Genomic DNA, 14788 nt, shown 5'->3' with positions numbered 1-14788 from the left:
TTGACTATGTCTGTGGAAAAAGTAAGAGAATACCTGACCCCCTACGGTGTCGCGGATCGTATGCGCGAGTTTGAGGTCTCCAGCGCCACGGTGGAGCTGGCTGCTCTGGCTGTGGGCGTGGAGGGTGCCCGTATCGCCAAGACCCTCAGCTTTAAGGTGGGGGAGGACCCCATCCTCATCGTGGCCGCCGGCGACGCCAAGGTGGACAACAGCAAGTATAAGCACTTCTTCGGCGCTAAGGCCAAAATGCTCACCGCCGAAGAGGCTGTGGAGCGTATCGGCCACGCCGTGGGCGGCGTGTGCCCCTTCGCTCTGCCCGACGACGTTAAGACGTACCTGGATGTGTCCCTCAAGCGCTTTGACACGGTGTTTCCCGCTGTGGGCAGCGCGGCCAGCGCCATTGAGCTGACCTGTGACGAGCTGGAGCACTGCTGCGGAAAGAACTTCGTTCAGTGGGTGGATGTGTGCAAGGGCTGGCAGGAAGAGGAAGCGTAAATGGTGCGGGTCGTTCACGCAGGTGACTTCCACCTGGACAGTGCCTTCGGTGCGCTGACGCCGGAGCAGGCCCGCCAGCGTCGTATGGAGAGCCGCCGCACGCCGGAGCGCCTGGTGGAGTGGGCCAACGACCACGGTGCGGACCTGTTGCTCCTCTCCGGCGACCTTTTTGACAGCGACAGCCCCTATGGCGACACCGCGCCCCTGCTGGCCCAGGCACTGGGGTGCTTCCGCGGTCAGGCAGTCATCGCCCCCGGCAACCACGATCCCCTTACACCGGACGGGCCCTATGCCCGCACGCGCTGGAGCGACAACGTTCACATCTTTACAGAGGACCATATGCAGACCATTACATTCCCGGACCTGAACTGCGCCGTACACGGCGCGGCCTTCACCGCCCCGGAGTGTCCCACGGACAGTGTACTCCCCGGCTTCCGTGTGCCGCAGGACGGCCTTATCCACATTGGTCTGCTCCATGGTGACGTTACGACCTCCGACAGCCGCTACCGTCCGATCCGCGCGGCGGATATCGCCGGCAGCGGGCTGGACTATCTGGCGTTGGGTCATGTTCACAGCTGCAGCGGCGTTCTGACCGCCGGGGCGGTCCCTTATGCCTATTGCGGCTGCATCGAGGGCCGCGGCTTCGACGAGCTGGGCGAACGGGGATTTCTCTTCGGCGAGGTGGGGGCGGGCACCGCCGACCTGCGATTTGTCCCCTTTGCCCGGCGCCGCTACTGCATCGCCCAGGTGGATGTCACCGATGGCGACGCCCTCACCGCCCTGGAGCGTACCCTGCCCCATGATACGGAGCAGGATATCTACCGCCTGCGTCTGACCGGTACGCCGGAGCAGCCGCCCCGCCTGTCCCTGCTGGAGGAGGCCCTGTCGGGCCGATTCTTTGCCCTGCAGCTGCGGGACGAGACTACCGTGCGCCGGGACCTGTGGGACAAGTGCGGCGAGGATACGCTGCGGGGCCTGTTTTTGCAGGAACTGCGCCGCCAATACGACGCCGCCCCGGATGACGCTGTCCGCCGCCGTATTGAGCAGGCGGCCCGATTCGGCACGGCGGCCATGGATGACCGGGAGGTATGAGCATGAAGAATATCCTGATGATCGGCACCGGCGGTACCATCGCCAGTGAGATGACGCCCTCCGGCCTGACGCCGGAGCTGAACAGCACGCAGCTGCTGTCCTTCGTTCCCCGTATCGGCGAGATGTGCCATGTGGATTGCGTTCAGCTCTACAGCCTGGACAGCACCAATATCCGTCCCGCCCATTGGCTGGGTGTGGCCAGGGCCGTGCGGGAGAATTACGATAGATATGACGGCTTTGTCATCTCCCACGGCACGGACACCATGGCCTATACCGCTGCCGCGCTTAGCTATCTGATCCAGGGCAGCCCAAAGCCCATCGTCCTTACCGGCGCGCAGAAGCCTATCTGGTTCGACGGTACCGACTCCAAGCGCAACCTGACCGACGCGTTTCTCTACGCCTGTCGCGGCTGCGGCGGCGTGCAGATCGTATTCAACGGCAAGGTCATCCTGGGTACCCGTGCCCGCAAGATCTGCTCCAAGAGCTTTCAGGCCTTTTCCAGCGTCAACTATCCCGACCTGGCCGTGGTACAGGACGAGCACCTGCTGCAGTATATGCGCTGCGCCTGCTATCCCAGCCCGGTGTTCTATGACGCGCTGGACGACAAGGTGGGACTGCTGAAGCTGATCCCCGGCACCCCTGCCGCCGTGCTGGAATTCATGCTGGACCGGTTTGACGGCCTGGTCATTGAGTCCTTCGGCGTAGGCGGCCTGCCGGAATATGAGGGCGACGCCAGCTATTTCGATATCATTCACCGGGGCATCGCGCTGGGCAAGCTGGTGGTCATGACCACCCAGGTGCCCAACGAGGGCAGCAATCTGGCGGTCTATCATGTGGGCGGGCGGCTGAAAAGCGCCCTGCGCCTGCTGGAGGCCTACGACATGACCACGGAGGCTGCCGTGGCCAAGCTTATGTGGATCATGGGGCAGACCCGTGATTTCGACGAGGCGGAGAGGCTGTTTTACCGCCCGGTGGCCCGGGATATACTGTATGAGAATTAAAAAGGAAGCGCCGGGGGCGCTTCCTTTTTTGCAGTTTATGACGAAGAGGGGATATGTTTGCCTCAGCTGTTCTTTTTCGTCACCGGGCGGCGGTACAGCAGACGGGCCAGCTTCTTCCGGTCAAAAGGAATGAGAGGGTACAGGTATCCCTTGCCCACCAGCGGCTTTGCCGTCACGATCAGCGTCAGCGTGATCACGATCCCCGCCGCGAAGCCCCACCAGTCCCACAGCCAGATCAGCACCAGCAGCAGCATCCGGCATAGCTTTGTGGCGTAGCCCATCTCATAGCTGTGCTGGGCATAGTTGGCTACCGCCACAAAGGCCATATACACCAGCACCTCCGGTACCAGCCACCGGGCCTGCACCGCGAAGTCACCCAATATCAGCGCACCCAGCATACTGAACGAGTTGCTCAGCACATCCGGTGTGTTCAGCGACGCGATTTTCAGTATGTCAATGATCAGCTCCACCAGCAGCAGCTGCACGATCAGCGGCACATAGTATTCGTCCTGTACCAAAAGGAAACGCAGGTTCTCGTGCAGCGTATCCGGGTTCTTCACCAGCAGGTACCACAGCGGTGTGATGAACATGGTCAGCAGCAGCACCAGCGTCCGTATGATCTGCAGATACGTGCCGATGAGGGGCGGGAAGTAGTAGTCGTTGATCTCCTCGTTGAACCGCAGGATCGTTGTGGGCAGCAGCAGGGCCGACGCTGAATTGTCCACCAGCACCACCACATCGCCCTCCATGATACACGCCGTGGCCACGTCCGGACGCTCGGTATACCGCACCTTGGGAAACGGGTTCCAGAACTGCCTGGGCGCGATGGCCTCCGCAATGGTCTCCTGACTCATGGCCACCGACCGCAACTGGATGTGCATCAGCTTTTCCCGCAGGGCCCGCAGCAGCCCCTCGTCTGCCTCGCCCTCCATGTAGCACAGGGCCACGTCCGTGCCCGAGCGCTCCGGCAGCTGCAATCGCTCCAGCCGCAGATGGGTGTCCCGTACCCGCCGCCGCAGCAGCGCCGCGTTCTGCATGAGGTTCTCTACAAAGCCGTCGTGGCTGCCCCGCAGTACCCGGCTGGTATCCGGCTCCTCCACCGACCGGGTGGGGAACTGCTTGGCGTCCAGCACCACCCCGCCGCCGAAGCCGTCGATGATCGCCAGCGTCTTCCCGGCGAATACGCCCATCACCGCCGTGTCACGGTCCGGCTCAGCCGCCGCATCGCAGGCGGACACATACCGCCGGCAGAAGTCCGCCGCGTCTGTCACACTGTTCAGGTCCGGCAGCGCCTGCCACCCGGCGATGACCCGCTCCAGCAGGTCCTCCTGGGCGTAGCCGTTTACCACCCACAGCCGCGCCTGCCGCCCGCCGATGGACAGGTCGCGCCCTGTCATATCAAAGCACCGGCCCACGCCCAGCAGTTCGTTCAGCTCCGCCGCTTTCAGCGAAAAGCACCCTGCGCCGCGATAATAGCCCGCCGTTTCCGGGGCCGTCTCGTTTCCGCCCTGTTTTGCCTGTTCCATGATGCCTTCTGTCCTCCGTCTGCCATTTTCCGGTAGCATTTCCCGCCTGCGGAATTTTATGTATGCCCCGGACAGGCCCTGCATATCGTGTAAAAAAGGAGGTGGCAGCCATGAAAAAAAGCGCGGCGGCGGCCCTTATTCTAATGGTGCTGCTCTTCGGCGGCGCCTACCTCACTGTCCAGGAATCGGACGAGCTTCCGCCTGAAGAACCGCAGGCACAGGGGGACGGGGAGGTCGTGCTGACCATAAAAACCGGGGAGGCGGCGGAGCGGATGACGCTGCGGGATTACCTTGTGGGCGTGGTCCGCGGCGAGATGCCCGCTTCCTTTGAGATGGAGGCGCTGAAGGCCCAGGCCGCGGCCGAGCGCACCTATGTCTATTATCAGCTGGCGCAGGGCCGCAAGGACGCGCATCCCGACGCCGACTTCTGTACGGACCATACCTGCTGCAGCGCCTATCTCTCCGAGACAGCCGCAAAGGAAAAGTGGGCCGCCGACTTTGCTCCCTGGAACACCCGCGTCGTCCAGGCTGTGGCGGACACGGACGGTCTGGTGGCCCTCTACGACGGGGAACCGATCCTGGCGGTGTTCCACTCATCCTCGGCGGGCAGGACCGCCGCGGCCGGGGATGTCTGGTCCGGTGACCTGCCCTATCTGGCCAGCGTCGCCAGCCCGGAGAGTGCCGACACCGTGCCCAACTATTACAGCACCGTGACCTTCACCGCGGCGGAGGCAAAAGACCGTCTGCTGGCGGCCCACCCGGAGATAAAACTTACCGGCGCGCCGGAGATGTGGTTCGGCGCAGTGACGGAGAATGATTCCGGCCGGGTAGAGACCGTCTCCGTGGGCGGTACGGACATCGAGGGCACGGAGATGCGCCGCATCTTTTCCCTGCGCTCGGCCTGCTTTACCCTGACGGCGGATGCGGAGAGCGTTACGTTCCGCGTCACTGGCTACGGCCACGGCGTGGGCATGAGCCAGTACGGCGCGGAGCAGCTGGCAAAGGCGGGGAAGACCTGGCAGGAGATACTGGCGTGGTATTATACCGGCGTGACCATCGGACCGGCGGGGTGACATCGGCCGAGGGGCCGACTGGGGTGCAGAAATGCGTGACAAGCGGGCAAAAACGTGGTATAATCTATAAATTATGCGGGATATTCACAAATTGTTCAGGAAAAGCCTGCCCCGCAGGATGTAAGATATACCCAACGATATGTACCGGGAGGAGAGCGCCTATGGCACGCAACATTCTGGTGGTCGAGGATGACCGCAATATATCCGATCTGATCCGTATGTACCTGGAGAAGGAGGGCTTCGAGGTCCGCAGCGCCTATGACGGCGGCAAGGCCATCGAGGAGTACGACAAGCAGGCCCCCGACATGGTGCTGCTGGATATCATGCTGCCCGTGGTGGACGGCTGGGGCGTATGCGCCCATATCCGCGAGAAGGGCAAGACGCCCATCATTATGCTCACCGCCAAGAGCGACGTGGGCGACCGCATCACCGGACTGGAGATGGGCGCGGACGACTATCTGGTCAAGCCCTTCGAGATGAAGGAGCTCATGGCCCGAATCAATGCCGTGCTCCGCCGCAGCGAGATACCCGACGATACCAAGAAAAAGTTGGTGTTCGACAAGCTGGTCATCAATCTGGACAGCTATGAGCTGCTGGTGGACGGCAAGAAGGTGGACACGCCCCCCAAAGAGCTGGAGCTGCTGTATCATCTGGCGGCCACGCCCAACCGGGTCTATACCCGCAACCAGCTGCTGGACGAGGTCTGGGGCTTTGACTATTTCGGCGACAGCCGCACCGTGGACGTGCACATCAAGCGCCTGCGGGAGAAGATCGAAAACGTCTCGGACCAGTGGGAGCTGAAAACTGTCTGGGGCGTGGGCTATAAGTTTGAAGTGAAGTAAGCATGGGCGAGAGGATCAAACGTATCACCGGCAGCCTGTATTGGCGGCAGTTTATGCTCACCGCCGGTATGGTGGTGCTGACCATGGCCCTGCTGGGCGTGTCCTTCTACGCGCTGAGCTATAACTACACCGTCTCGGAGAAGCGGCAGGAGATGCAGGACCGGGCGGTGCTGGTGGCGCAGCTGTCCGTGGACTATTTTACCGCCGGCGATGACGCCGAGCGTGACCAGGGGGACGCGCTGCGCTCTCTGGCCGGCGTGGCCTCCCGGATGACGGACGTGGACTTCCTGATCTGCGACACCACCGGCAGCGTCCTGCTGACGACGGATGCCGATTTGGCCGGAAAGACCGTCGTTGTCCCCGAGGACATTACCCAAACGGTGCTGGGCAGCGAGAGACTGTACGAGGGCCGCAGCACCGTGGGCGTATATGAGAAAAAGCAGTTCGTGGTGGGCGTGCCCATGACAGACGCGGACGGCAACACTCTGGGCCTGGTGCTGGCGGTGATGAACAGCGCCGAGCTCATGCAGATGTGGCGCTCGTTCATCGCCCTGTTCTTTATGACCAGCGCCATTATCCTGCTGCTGGCGTTCGTGGCCAGCTTTGTCACCTCCATGCGGCAGATACAGCCCCTGACCGAGATGGTCAAGGCCACCCGTGCCTATGCCGGCGGCGATTTCGATGTACGGATGCAGGAGACCGGTGACTGCGGCGAGATCAGTGAGCTGGCGGCGGCCTTCAATGCCATGGCCGACTCCCTGCAGGAGACGGAGCGCCAGCGCCGGGACTTTATCGCCAATGTGTCCCATGAGCTGAAGACCCCCATGACTACCATCGCCGGCTACACCGACGGTATTCTGGACGGCACCATCCCGCCGGAGAAGGAGCGCCAGTATCTTCAGATCATCTCCGACGAGAGCCGCCGTCTCAGCCGCCTGGTGCGGCGTATGCTGGATATCTCCCAGATACAGAACAAGGAGATGAAGAAGGAGGAGTTTGATCTCTGTGAGTCCGCCCGTATTGCCCTGCTGTCCATGGAGAAGAAAATCACGGACCGTGGGCTGGACGTGGACGCGGAGATCCCCGAGGACTCCGTCATGGTCCAGGGCGACCGGGACCTGATCACCCAGGTTATTTACAACCTGCTGGAGAATGCGGCCAAATTCGCCACCCCTGGCTCCCAGCTGTATCTGGGTTTGGCGGTCAACGGCGAGAAGGCCTATGTCACCGTCCGCAACCTGGGCTCCACCATTCCGGCGGAGGAGATACCGCTGCTGTTCGAGCGCTTCCACAAGTCCGATAAGTCCCGCAGTGAGGACAAGGACGGTTACGGCCTGGGACTGTATATCGTCAAGACCATCCTGGCCCAGCACAAGGAGCAGATCACCGTCACCAGTCAGGACGGTGTAACGGCCTTTACCTTTACCATGCAGATGGCGCACGGCGCGCCCCGAGAGGTGCTCTAATATGTATGATGAAAACAACACGCCGCTGACGCCCGATCCGGCGGCTCCTGCCCCGGAGCTGGAGCCGGACGAGGTCGTCAGTTGGTATGTCCGTCCGGACGAGGGGCAGGAGATCACGGGCTGCTATGTGCAGCCGGGCCCCATGCCCGCTGCCGCGGCGCCCAAGGCTGTCCGGCAGGAGAAGCGCCGCAGCCGCAAGGGCCTGTGGACGTTTCTGGTCATCCTGGCCGTGCTGGTAGGCGTGGTGCTGGGAGTGGCCATCGTCTCCGCCCTGCGGGGCGGCAATTCGGATGGCTACGGCGGCGATTTCGACGACGGCGATCACGATGCCAGCAGTATCGTGGATATCTTCCAGAGCGATGTGCCCACCATCCCCCGGGCAGACACGGACCCCGATCTGCGCTTTTATTGCGAAAAGGCAGGGGAGGAGAAGCTGACTATCCAGCAGGTCTATCAGCAGGTAAACCCCGCCACGGTGCTGGTGCTCACCGACCTGGGCGAAAAGGCCAGCGTCGGCACCGGGGTCATCCTGACGGCGGACGGCTATATCGTCACCAACGCCCATGTGATCGCCGGCGGGCAGAACGCGCTGGTGGCGCTGTACAACGGCGACCGCTACGAGGCGGAGCTGGTGGGCTTTTCCAGCACCGAGGATCTGGCGCTGCTGAAGGCGGTGAACGCCTCCGGTCTGCCCACTGCGCCGCTGGGCGACAGTGAGGAATGCCAGGTGGGCGATACGGTCTACGCCATCGGCAACCCGCTGGGCGTTGAGCTGCGGGGCACACTGACCCAGGGCATCATCTCCGCCATCGACCGTCCCGTCACCATGGAGGGCCGCGTGATGACGCTGCTCCAGACCACCGCTGCCCTGAACAACGGCAACTCCGGCGGCCCGCTGATCAATGAGTACGGCCAGGTCATCGGCATCAACACACTAAAGATGAGCAACACCCTGTCCGACATCTCTGCCACGGTGGAGGGCCTGGGCTTTGCCGTCCCGTCCAGCCGTGTGGTATCTGTCATCAATGATATCATCGCCACCGGAGGCTTCCACGGCCTGCCCTCGATCGGCGTCTACGTGCAGGAGACGGAATTTGCCGACGGTACGACCCACCCGGTGATCGATTCCGTCACGGAAAACTTCGGCGCCGAGGAAGCGGGGCTGCAGAAGGGCGACGTAATTCTGGCGGCGGACGGTATAGGCGTCAGCACCAACACCGATCTGCTGGCCGTTCGCCGGACCCACATCGTGGGCGAGAGCGTCGTGCTCACTATCCGGCGTGACAGACAGACCTTTGATGTGACGGTCGTCCTCTACCCGGTGGAGGGATGATCACTTTACAGCGCAGAAACAGGGACAAGGCCATGGCCTTGTCCCTGTTTTACACCGCAAAACGACGGATATTTACAGATAATAAACAAATAGTATACATTTTATTGCCGGAATTTGCGGCTATTTTCGCCTTCGTTCCTGCCACAGCTGCCGCAGGCTGCCGGCGGCCGCCAGCAGCAGATATGCCCCGAACAGCCGCCGCAGTACCGCTGTGTCCACCGCCGTCGCTGCCAGTGCACCGGCCGCCGCAGCCGTTGTGCCCCAGGGGATAGCGGATTTCAGCGCCTCCGTTTCCAGCAGCCCGTTCCGATTGTGGGCGATGACGCCCATGGCCGCCGTAGGCAGGAAGTACAGCAGATTGACCGCGGCGGCCTGCTGCTGCGGAACACCCAAAATGAGCGTCATAACCAACAGCAGCAGGGTCCCGCCGCCCACGCCCCAGGCGGACAGGATGCCGGCGCCGAACCCCGCAGCCATTGGTATCAGCCAACTTTTCACAGGATATACCTCACGCCGCCGTACAGCAGAAAGGCGGCGAACAGTCCCCGCAGCCATGTGACGCTGACCCGGCGGAACAGCCGTCCGCCCACCAGCCCGCCTGCCAGTCCGCCGATGAGGTACGGTAGCGCGGAGGCCCAGTCGAAGGGCTGCCGCAGCAGGTATACTGCCGCGCTGACGGCGCTTAGGGGCAGTATGGCCGCCACGCAGGTGGCGAAGGCCTGCTTGCCAGCCAGACCGCACCAGCCGTTCAGCAGGGGCACCAGCACCATGCCGCCGCCTCCGCCGAACAGTCCGTTCACCAGCCCTGCCGCCGTGCCGGACAGGGCATATTTTGTCTTTGCCTGCATTGTGCCGCCTCCTTTATGTATGCGCCCATCCGGGCGCGGGGGTTACTGGCACTTCTGGTAGCTCTGGCAGTCGGTGCACTGGTCCATGGTGGGGCGGCTCTCGTGGGTGCCCACCTGAATGGCGGTCAGACCGCAGTTGTCCACGTCCTTGCAGTGGTGGGCACAGTTGGTGACGGTGCACTTGATGGACGCGTTGGGGGTGCAGGCGCACCCGTCGTTGGTACAGGCTCTGTTCATGGTGTTTCCTCCCTGAAAAATAAAAAGTCAAGCCCGAAGGCTTGACTCTATTTTTGCCCGGAGCGCAGGCGGATATGCACATTTTTTATATGCCGAGAAGCGCCGAAGCGAAGCTGAAATAGATCAGCAGACTGGTGGCGTCCACGATGGTGGAGATGAAGGGACTGGCCATCACCGCGGGGTCCAGACCGACCTTTTCCGCCAGCAGCGGCAGGGAGCAGCCCACGCACTTGGCGAACACCACCACGAACAGAATGGTCAGGCACACCACCAGACACACCAGCGGCGTTACCGCCGCGTTGTCCAACAGCAGCCGATCCACCAGCAGCATCTTCACGAAGTTGGCCCCGGCCAGGCACACGCCGCACAGCAGCGAGACCCGCAGCTCCTTCCACAGTACCCGGAGTACGTCCGAGAAGTCCACCTCGTCCAGGCTCAAGGCGCGGATCACCGCCACGCTGGCCTGCGTACCGGAGTTACCGCCGGTGCCGGACAGCATGGGGATATAGGCGTTCAGTACCAGGCAGGCTGCCAGCGCGTTTTCGTAGTGGTTCAGGATCATACCTGTGAATGTGGCCGACAGCATCAGCACCATCAGCCAGGGCAGGCGGGCCTTCCAGGTGGCGAAAACGCCGGTACGGAGGTACGGCTTGTCCGAGGGCAGCATAGCCGCCATCTTTTCGAAGTCCTCCGTGGTCTCCTCCTCGATGACGTCCATAGCGTCGTCGACGGTAACGATACCCACCAGCCGCTTTTCCAGGTCCACGATGGGCATGGCCAGGAAGTCGTATTTGCTCAGCGCCTGGGCCACGTCCTCCTTATCGTCCGTGGTCTTGGCCCACACCACGTCCGGGTCCATGATCTCCTCGATCAGGTCGTCCTCCTCTGCCAGCAGCAGGTCGCGGACCGACAGCACGCCCAGCAGGTGCCGGGTGGGATCGGTGACGTACAGGATGTTGATGGTCTCCAGCTCGCCGCCAATACGGCGGATGCGCTTGAAGGCGTCCTCCACCGTCATGTCCTTCTTCAGGGACAGGAACTCCATGTTCATAATGGAGCCGGCACTGTCCTCCGGGTATTTCAGTATTTCATTGATAGATTTACGCATCTCCGGTGTGGCCTTGTCCAGAATACGGATGACCACACTGGCGGGCATTTCCTCCACGATGTCCACCGCGTCGTCCAGATACAGCTCGTCCAGCACCTCGGTCAGCTCCGTGTTGGAAAAGCCGTTGATCAGCATCTCCTGACTCTCCGGCTCCAACTCCACGAATACCTCTGCCGCCGTCTCCTTGGGCAGCAGACGGTACAGCAGGGGCATCTGCTCCTGCTTGCCCTCTTCCAGCAGCAGGGCAATATCCGCCGGCTCCATGGGCAGGAACAGGTCCCGTAGCTCGGCGTAGCGTTTTTGCGTAGCCAGCTCATCGATCCGTTCCTTGTATTGCTCCAGTTCCTCCTGATAATCGATCAAACCTGTTCCCTCCCTTCCGGTAAAATAATAATACGCAGCAGGCAGTAGCCTGCTGCGTGCCGCAAAGTGCGCCAATGCGCCCTGTTCTGCACCGTTACAAGCTTTAGCATCGCGGGGCGGTGAAACTGCATTAGATGCCACCTTGCTTTCGATGGCACCTGCTCAAACCCTCTGATGGTGTCTCCACCACTTCGCGGCAGCAGTCCGTATCCCTCGCGGTAGCCTTACCTACCGGATCCTATTCAACATATCTATGTTATGCCAAAATCGTCGGCCTGTCAAGGCGTTTTCTTGTCATTCCTGCTATTTTTCTTTACAGGTACACCTGCACATTGTCCTGCGCCAACAGGTGGCCCTTCAACTCCTGCAAAAATCGCAGGGCCGGCGGTGTCAGCGGTTCGCCCGCTCGCGTCACCAGATAATTCACCCGGTCCGGCGGCGGGCTGGTAAAGCGGCATACCCGTGCGCTCTTTCCGATGCGCGACGCGGCGGCGATGGCCGGGGCCGCCATCCAGCGGCCCTCGGTGGGCGGCAGGAAATCCGCCGCCTGTAGGGTGTCGGCGTACAGCAGGGGCCGCGCACCCGTGCCGAACCACCGGTCGTGCCAGCGGATGAACTCCGGGTCCCAGGTGACCAACAGTTCCTCGGCTACGTCCAGCGAGGCCGGGTCCACCTCCTCCGGGTAGTGGCTGTCCGGCGGCGACAGCAGCAGAAACGGCTCCCGAAAGGCCGGACATACCGTCAGCCGGTCGTCAAATACCGTGTTGCTGTCAATAAAGGCAAAGTCCAGCTCATGGCTCAGCAGCGCCTGGGTGATATCCACATCCCGCAGGGTGTGGATCCACAGGGATACCGGCAGCCGCAGGGCAAGAAAGCGCTTATACACCGGCGGCAGGATGTATTGGTTAGTGGTGTAGGTGGCGGCGATACGCAGGTAGGCGCGCTGCTCCAGCTCCGCCAGCGTCTCCGTCTCCGAGAGCAGCTGCTGCCAGCGTTGGGCCAGCGTCAGAAATTTCTGGCCCGCCGCCGTCAGCGTGATGCGCCGCTGGCCCTTACCCCGCACGAACAGCGGCGCGCCTACCCGTTCCTCCAGCGCCCGTATCCGCATGGACAGCGTGGGCTGGGTGATGTACAGCGCCTCCGCCGCGGCCGTCATGGTGCCATGCTGTACCACCGCCCAGAATGTCTCGATATCCAGGTTGGTCATACTACCGTCTCCTAAAATATAAATTTTCGTTGATATTTTACACGAAAACAATCAATTTTACAAGTGCGGATATCCGTGCTATGATACGGATGTGTTCAGGGAACACCGCTGGTTCCCTAAACAGCACGCTATTTTGATTCTTTCTTTCTTCCTATTTCCCTATTTCTCCCCCCTAATACCCGATAAAAAAGGACAGGTTTTTCCAGCCTGTCCTTTCGGGCTGTTTAGGGGTAGATTTTTCCCTGCGGACGTGGTATGGTAATGCTGTTGTACACAGGAGGGATAACGATGCCCGGTTTTCAGTTTTATTTTGAATTGATCGGCGCGGTGGCCTTCGCCATTTCCGGCGCAGCCCTGGCGGTGAAGAAGCATATGGACCTGTTCGGCGTGGCCATGATGGGCATGACCACTGCCGTGGGCGGCGGTATCCTGCGGGATCTGCTGCTGGGTATCACGCCGCCCGCCGCGCTGCGCGACCCCTTGCAGGCGTTGGTGGCCATCGCCACGTCCTTGCTGGTGTTTCTGGTGTGGAAGCGCTTTCACCCCGAGGGCGATCACCGGAACTGGGAGGCACTGCTGCTGGTGGCGGACTCCATCGGTCTGGGGATCTTCTCCGTCCACGGTGCGGCGGTGGCCGTCCGGGCCGGGCTGGGCGGCAATGTGTTCCTGACGCTGTTGGTGGGTATGCTCACCGGCGTGGGCGGCGGTGTTCTGCGTGACCTGTGCTGTATGGAGCGCCCCTACATTTTCACCAAGCATATCTACGCCTGCGCGTCCCTGGCCGGCGCGGCGGCATGTATGCTGCTGTGGAGCGCCGGAGAGAACCTGGCGCTGCTGACAGGCTGCGCGCTGACGGTGGTGCTGCGGCTCTGTGCCGCGGTATTCCGCTGGAGCCTGCCGAAAGCGTAAACACATAAAAAGACCGCGAAAGCGGTCTTTTTTGCTGTTATGCGGTGAGCTTCAGCCCGACGATACCGACGAGCAGCAGCCCCACGAAAATAAGCCGCGGGACAGTGACAGGCTCCTGGAAGGCCAGAATGCCCACGATGACGGCGCCCAGGGCGCCGATACCCGTCCAGATACCGTAGGCGGTGCCCATGGGCAGCGTCTTCGTGGCCTGTGACAGGAAAAAGAAGCTGGCGATCATGCCCGCGACTGCCCATACCGACGGCCACAGCTTTGTAAAGCCCTCAGACAGTTTCAGAAACGTAGACCAGAATACCTCCAGCCCGCCTGCGATGAAAAGATATACCCACGCCATACCGATTATTACCTCCAAAAACAAAAAACGCGCCCACAGGACGCACCTTCTAAGACCTAACGGCGCGCCCGCGAACGCCTGCCCGTCACCCGGTGGCGGCGGACAGCACAGGTACTATACCACGCCGCCGCCACAAAGTCAAGCGATCCTGCACCGCAACAAATGTTCGAAAAAACAACTTGTGACACATGGAGATATGTGGTATACTATGTTGTCGAGAATTTACAGTTTTAGCCGCAGGAGGGGAGGGGTCATCATGGGCTTGCACGACGGGCATCGCCAGCGCAGCAAACGCCGGTATCTGGCGCTGGGTGCGGAGGGACTGGAGGATCACCAGCTGCTGGAGCTGCTGCTGTTCTACGCCATCCCCCGGCAGGACACCAACGAGACGGCCCACCGGCTCATCCAGCGCTTTGGCTCGCTGCAGGGGGTGCTCCACGCCGCGCCGGAGGAGCTGACCTCCGTAGAAGGCGTGGGAGAAAACGCCGCCGTGCTGGTGCGGCTGGTCGGCGACATGGCCCTGCGGGCCCGGTGCTCGTCCCTGCCCCAGAAGGTGCTGAACTCCCCTGACCGCACCGGCGCGTACTTCATGGAGCTGCTGGCGGGGGAGAAGAAGGAGATGCTCTACCAGGTCTGCCTGGACGCCAAGGGCAAGCTGTTGACCTGCCGCTGCATCAGCAAGGGCAGCGTGGCCGCTTCGCCGGTCAGCGTGCGCCAGGTAGTGGAGAATGCCCTGTATGCCGGCGCCAGCAGCATTATCCTGGCCCACAACCACCCCAGCGGCGTGGCTTTGCCCTCCCAGCAGGATCTGCTGGTGACGCGGCAGATACAGGAGGCGCTCTCGCCGCTGAATATTCGCCTGGCCGACCACGTGGTGGTGGCTGACAGCGATTATGTCTCCATGGCGGAAAGCGGCCTGCTGGCGCGATGAACGGA

General features: G+C 62.0%; 16 protein-coding genes and 1 riboswitch. Of the genes, 9 read left to right on the top strand and 7 right to left on the bottom strand.

Going from position 1 to position 14788, the window contains the following annotated elements:
- Positions 1–6: 6 nt before the first annotated feature.
- Genes ACOMDU_RS09555 through ACOMDU_RS09545 form a run of 3 tightly spaced genes read left to right on the top strand, consistent with a single transcriptional unit; the run spans position 7 to position 2588 of the window.
- Positions 7–495 (top strand): YbaK/EbsC family protein, encoded by a 489-nt coding sequence (locus tag ACOMDU_RS09555; protein WP_421130098.1) that lies wholly within the window; start codon positions 7–9, stop codon positions 493–495.
- Positions 496–1587, top strand: a complete 1092-nt coding sequence (locus tag ACOMDU_RS09550) for a metallophosphoesterase family protein (RefSeq protein ID WP_421130097.1) — start codon at positions 496–498, stop codon at positions 1585–1587.
- A 2-nt stretch (positions 1588–1589) separates the two neighbouring features.
- Positions 1590–2588 (top strand): asparaginase, encoded by a 999-nt coding sequence (locus ACOMDU_RS09545; RefSeq protein ID WP_421130096.1) that lies wholly within the window; start codon positions 1590–1592, stop codon positions 2586–2588.
- 62 nt (positions 2589–2650) lie between these two features.
- On the opposite strand, the gene ACOMDU_RS09540 is transcribed toward ACOMDU_RS09545, so the two are convergent.
- On the bottom strand, positions 2651–4114 hold the full coding sequence (locus tag ACOMDU_RS09540) for a spore germination protein (protein ID WP_421130095.1): 1464 nt from the start codon (positions 4112–4114) through the stop codon (positions 2651–2653).
- A gap of 110 nt (positions 4115–4224) precedes the next feature.
- Between ACOMDU_RS09540 and spoIID the strand changes: the two genes are divergently transcribed.
- The 4 genes from spoIID to ACOMDU_RS09520 all read left to right on the top strand — a co-directional run bounded on the left by spoIID (position 4225) and on the right by ACOMDU_RS09520 (position 8828).
- The gene (gene spoIID / locus ACOMDU_RS09535) at positions 4225–5187 is read left to right on the top strand and encodes a stage II sporulation protein D (protein WP_421130094.1); all 963 of its coding nucleotides are present in this window, start codon (positions 4225–4227) and stop codon (positions 5185–5187) included.
- Positions 5188–5348: 161 nt separating this feature from the next.
- Complete coding sequence (locus ACOMDU_RS09530; protein WP_022135327.1) at positions 5349–6029, top strand: response regulator transcription factor; 681 nt, start codon at positions 5349–5351, stop codon at positions 6027–6029.
- Positions 6030–6031: 2 nt separating this feature from the next.
- Complete coding sequence (locus ACOMDU_RS09525; protein WP_421130093.1) at positions 6032–7495, top strand: sensor histidine kinase; 1464 nt, start codon at positions 6032–6034, stop codon at positions 7493–7495.
- Between the two features lies 1 nt (position 7496).
- Complete coding sequence (locus tag ACOMDU_RS09520; RefSeq protein ID WP_421130092.1) at positions 7497–8828, top strand: S1C family serine protease; 1332 nt, start codon at positions 7497–7499, stop codon at positions 8826–8828.
- 120 nt (positions 8829–8948) lie between these two features.
- Here the strand turns inward: ACOMDU_RS09520 and ACOMDU_RS09515 are convergent, their stop codons facing one another.
- From ACOMDU_RS09515 to ACOMDU_RS09495, 5 genes are all read right to left on the bottom strand, one after another.
- Entirely contained in the window at positions 8949–9326 is a 378-nt protein-coding gene (locus tag ACOMDU_RS09515; RefSeq protein WP_421130091.1) for a TSUP family transporter, read from the bottom strand.
- A complete protein-coding gene (locus ACOMDU_RS09510; protein ID WP_421130090.1) occupies positions 9323–9676 on the bottom strand; it encodes a TSUP family transporter in 354 nt (117 codons plus the stop codon). Before ACOMDU_RS09510 ends, ACOMDU_RS09515 begins: the two co-directional genes overlap by 4 nt.
- A 42-nt stretch (positions 9677–9718) precedes the next feature.
- On the bottom strand, positions 9719–9913 hold the full coding sequence (locus ACOMDU_RS09505) for a DUF1540 domain-containing protein (protein WP_022135322.1): 195 nt from the start codon (positions 9911–9913) through the stop codon (positions 9719–9721).
- An 85-nt stretch (positions 9914–9998) separates the two neighbouring features.
- Positions 9999–11384: a magnesium transporter gene (mgtE, locus tag ACOMDU_RS09500; protein ID WP_421130089.1), complete on the bottom strand. Its 1386-nt coding sequence runs from the start codon at positions 11382–11384 to the stop codon at positions 9999–10001.
- Between the two features lie 79 nt (positions 11385–11463).
- A riboswitch (M-box (ykoK) riboswitch) is annotated at positions 11464–11626 on the bottom strand.
- Between the two features lie 71 nt (positions 11627–11697).
- Entirely contained in the window at positions 11698–12591 is an 894-nt protein-coding gene (locus ACOMDU_RS09495; protein ID WP_421130088.1) for a LysR family transcriptional regulator, read from the bottom strand.
- A gap of 288 nt (positions 12592–12879) precedes the next feature.
- Here ACOMDU_RS09495 and ACOMDU_RS09490 point away from each other — a divergent pair, with 288 nt between their 5' ends.
- Positions 12880–13500 carry a trimeric intracellular cation channel family protein gene (locus ACOMDU_RS09490; RefSeq protein WP_022135319.1) on the top strand — a complete coding sequence of 207 codons (621 nt, stop codon included), beginning with the start codon at positions 12880–12882 and terminating at the stop codon, positions 13498–13500.
- Positions 13501–13537: 37 nt separating this feature from the next.
- Here ACOMDU_RS09490 and ACOMDU_RS09485 read toward each other — a convergent pair whose 3' ends face one another.
- Positions 13538–13852: a DMT family transporter gene (locus ACOMDU_RS09485; RefSeq protein WP_421130087.1), complete on the bottom strand. Its 315-nt coding sequence runs from the start codon at positions 13850–13852 to the stop codon at positions 13538–13540.
- Positions 13853–14108: 256 nt separating this feature from the next.
- On the opposite strand from ACOMDU_RS09485, the gene radC reads away from it, so the two are divergent.
- Positions 14109–14783, top strand: a complete 675-nt coding sequence (gene radC / locus ACOMDU_RS09480) for a RadC family protein (RefSeq protein WP_421130086.1) — start codon at positions 14109–14111, stop codon at positions 14781–14783.
- The last annotated feature ends 5 nt before the right edge of the window (positions 14784–14788 follow it).

It is taken from the genome of Vescimonas sanitatis (assembly GCF_049060325.1).
GTDB classification, from domain to species: Bacteria; Bacillota; Clostridia; order Oscillospirales; family Oscillospiraceae; genus Vescimonas; species Vescimonas sanitatis.
Note: the sequence above shows the minus strand (reverse complement) of the source record. Positions and strands in the feature narration are given on the sequence as shown.

Excerpts from the sequence above, each read along its gene's own strand:
- ACOMDU_RS09555 (WP_421130098.1), top strand. The coding sequence starts at position 7 with ATGTCTGTGGAAAAAGTAAGAGAATACCTGACCCCCTACGGTGTCGCG.
- ACOMDU_RS09550 (WP_421130097.1), top strand. The coding sequence starts at position 496 with ATGGTGCGGGTCGTTCACGCAGGTGACTTCCACCTGGACAGTGCCTTC.
- ACOMDU_RS09545 (WP_421130096.1), top strand. The coding sequence starts at position 1,590 with ATGAAGAATATCCTGATGATCGGCACCGGCGGTACCATCGCCAGTGAG.
- ACOMDU_RS09540 (WP_421130095.1), bottom strand. The coding sequence starts at position 4,114 with ATGGAACAGGCAAAACAGGGCGGAAACGAGACGGCCCCGGAAACGGCG.
- spoIID (WP_421130094.1), top strand. The coding sequence starts at position 4,225 with ATGAAAAAAAGCGCGGCGGCGGCCCTTATTCTAATGGTGCTGCTCTTC.
- ACOMDU_RS09530 (WP_022135327.1), top strand. The coding sequence starts at position 5,349 with ATGGCACGCAACATTCTGGTGGTCGAGGATGACCGCAATATATCCGAT.
- ACOMDU_RS09525 (WP_421130093.1), top strand. The coding sequence starts at position 6,032 with ATGGGCGAGAGGATCAAACGTATCACCGGCAGCCTGTATTGGCGGCAG.
- ACOMDU_RS09520 (WP_421130092.1), top strand. The coding sequence starts at position 7,497 with ATGTATGATGAAAACAACACGCCGCTGACGCCCGATCCGGCGGCTCCT.
- ACOMDU_RS09510 (WP_421130090.1), bottom strand. The coding sequence starts at position 9,676 with ATGCAGGCAAAGACAAAATATGCCCTGTCCGGCACGGCGGCAGGGCTG.
- ACOMDU_RS09505 (WP_022135322.1), bottom strand. The coding sequence starts at position 9,913 with ATGAACAGAGCCTGTACCAACGACGGGTGCGCCTGCACCCCCAACGCG.
- ACOMDU_RS09495 (WP_421130088.1), bottom strand. The coding sequence starts at position 12,591 with ATGACCAACCTGGATATCGAGACATTCTGGGCGGTGGTACAGCATGGC.
- ACOMDU_RS09490 (WP_022135319.1), top strand. The coding sequence starts at position 12,880 with ATGCCCGGTTTTCAGTTTTATTTTGAATTGATCGGCGCGGTGGCCTTC.
- ACOMDU_RS09485 (WP_421130087.1), bottom strand. The coding sequence starts at position 13,852 with ATGGCGTGGGTATATCTTTTCATCGCAGGCGGGCTGGAGGTATTCTGG.
- radC (WP_421130086.1), top strand. The coding sequence starts at position 14,109 with ATGGGCTTGCACGACGGGCATCGCCAGCGCAGCAAACGCCGGTATCTG.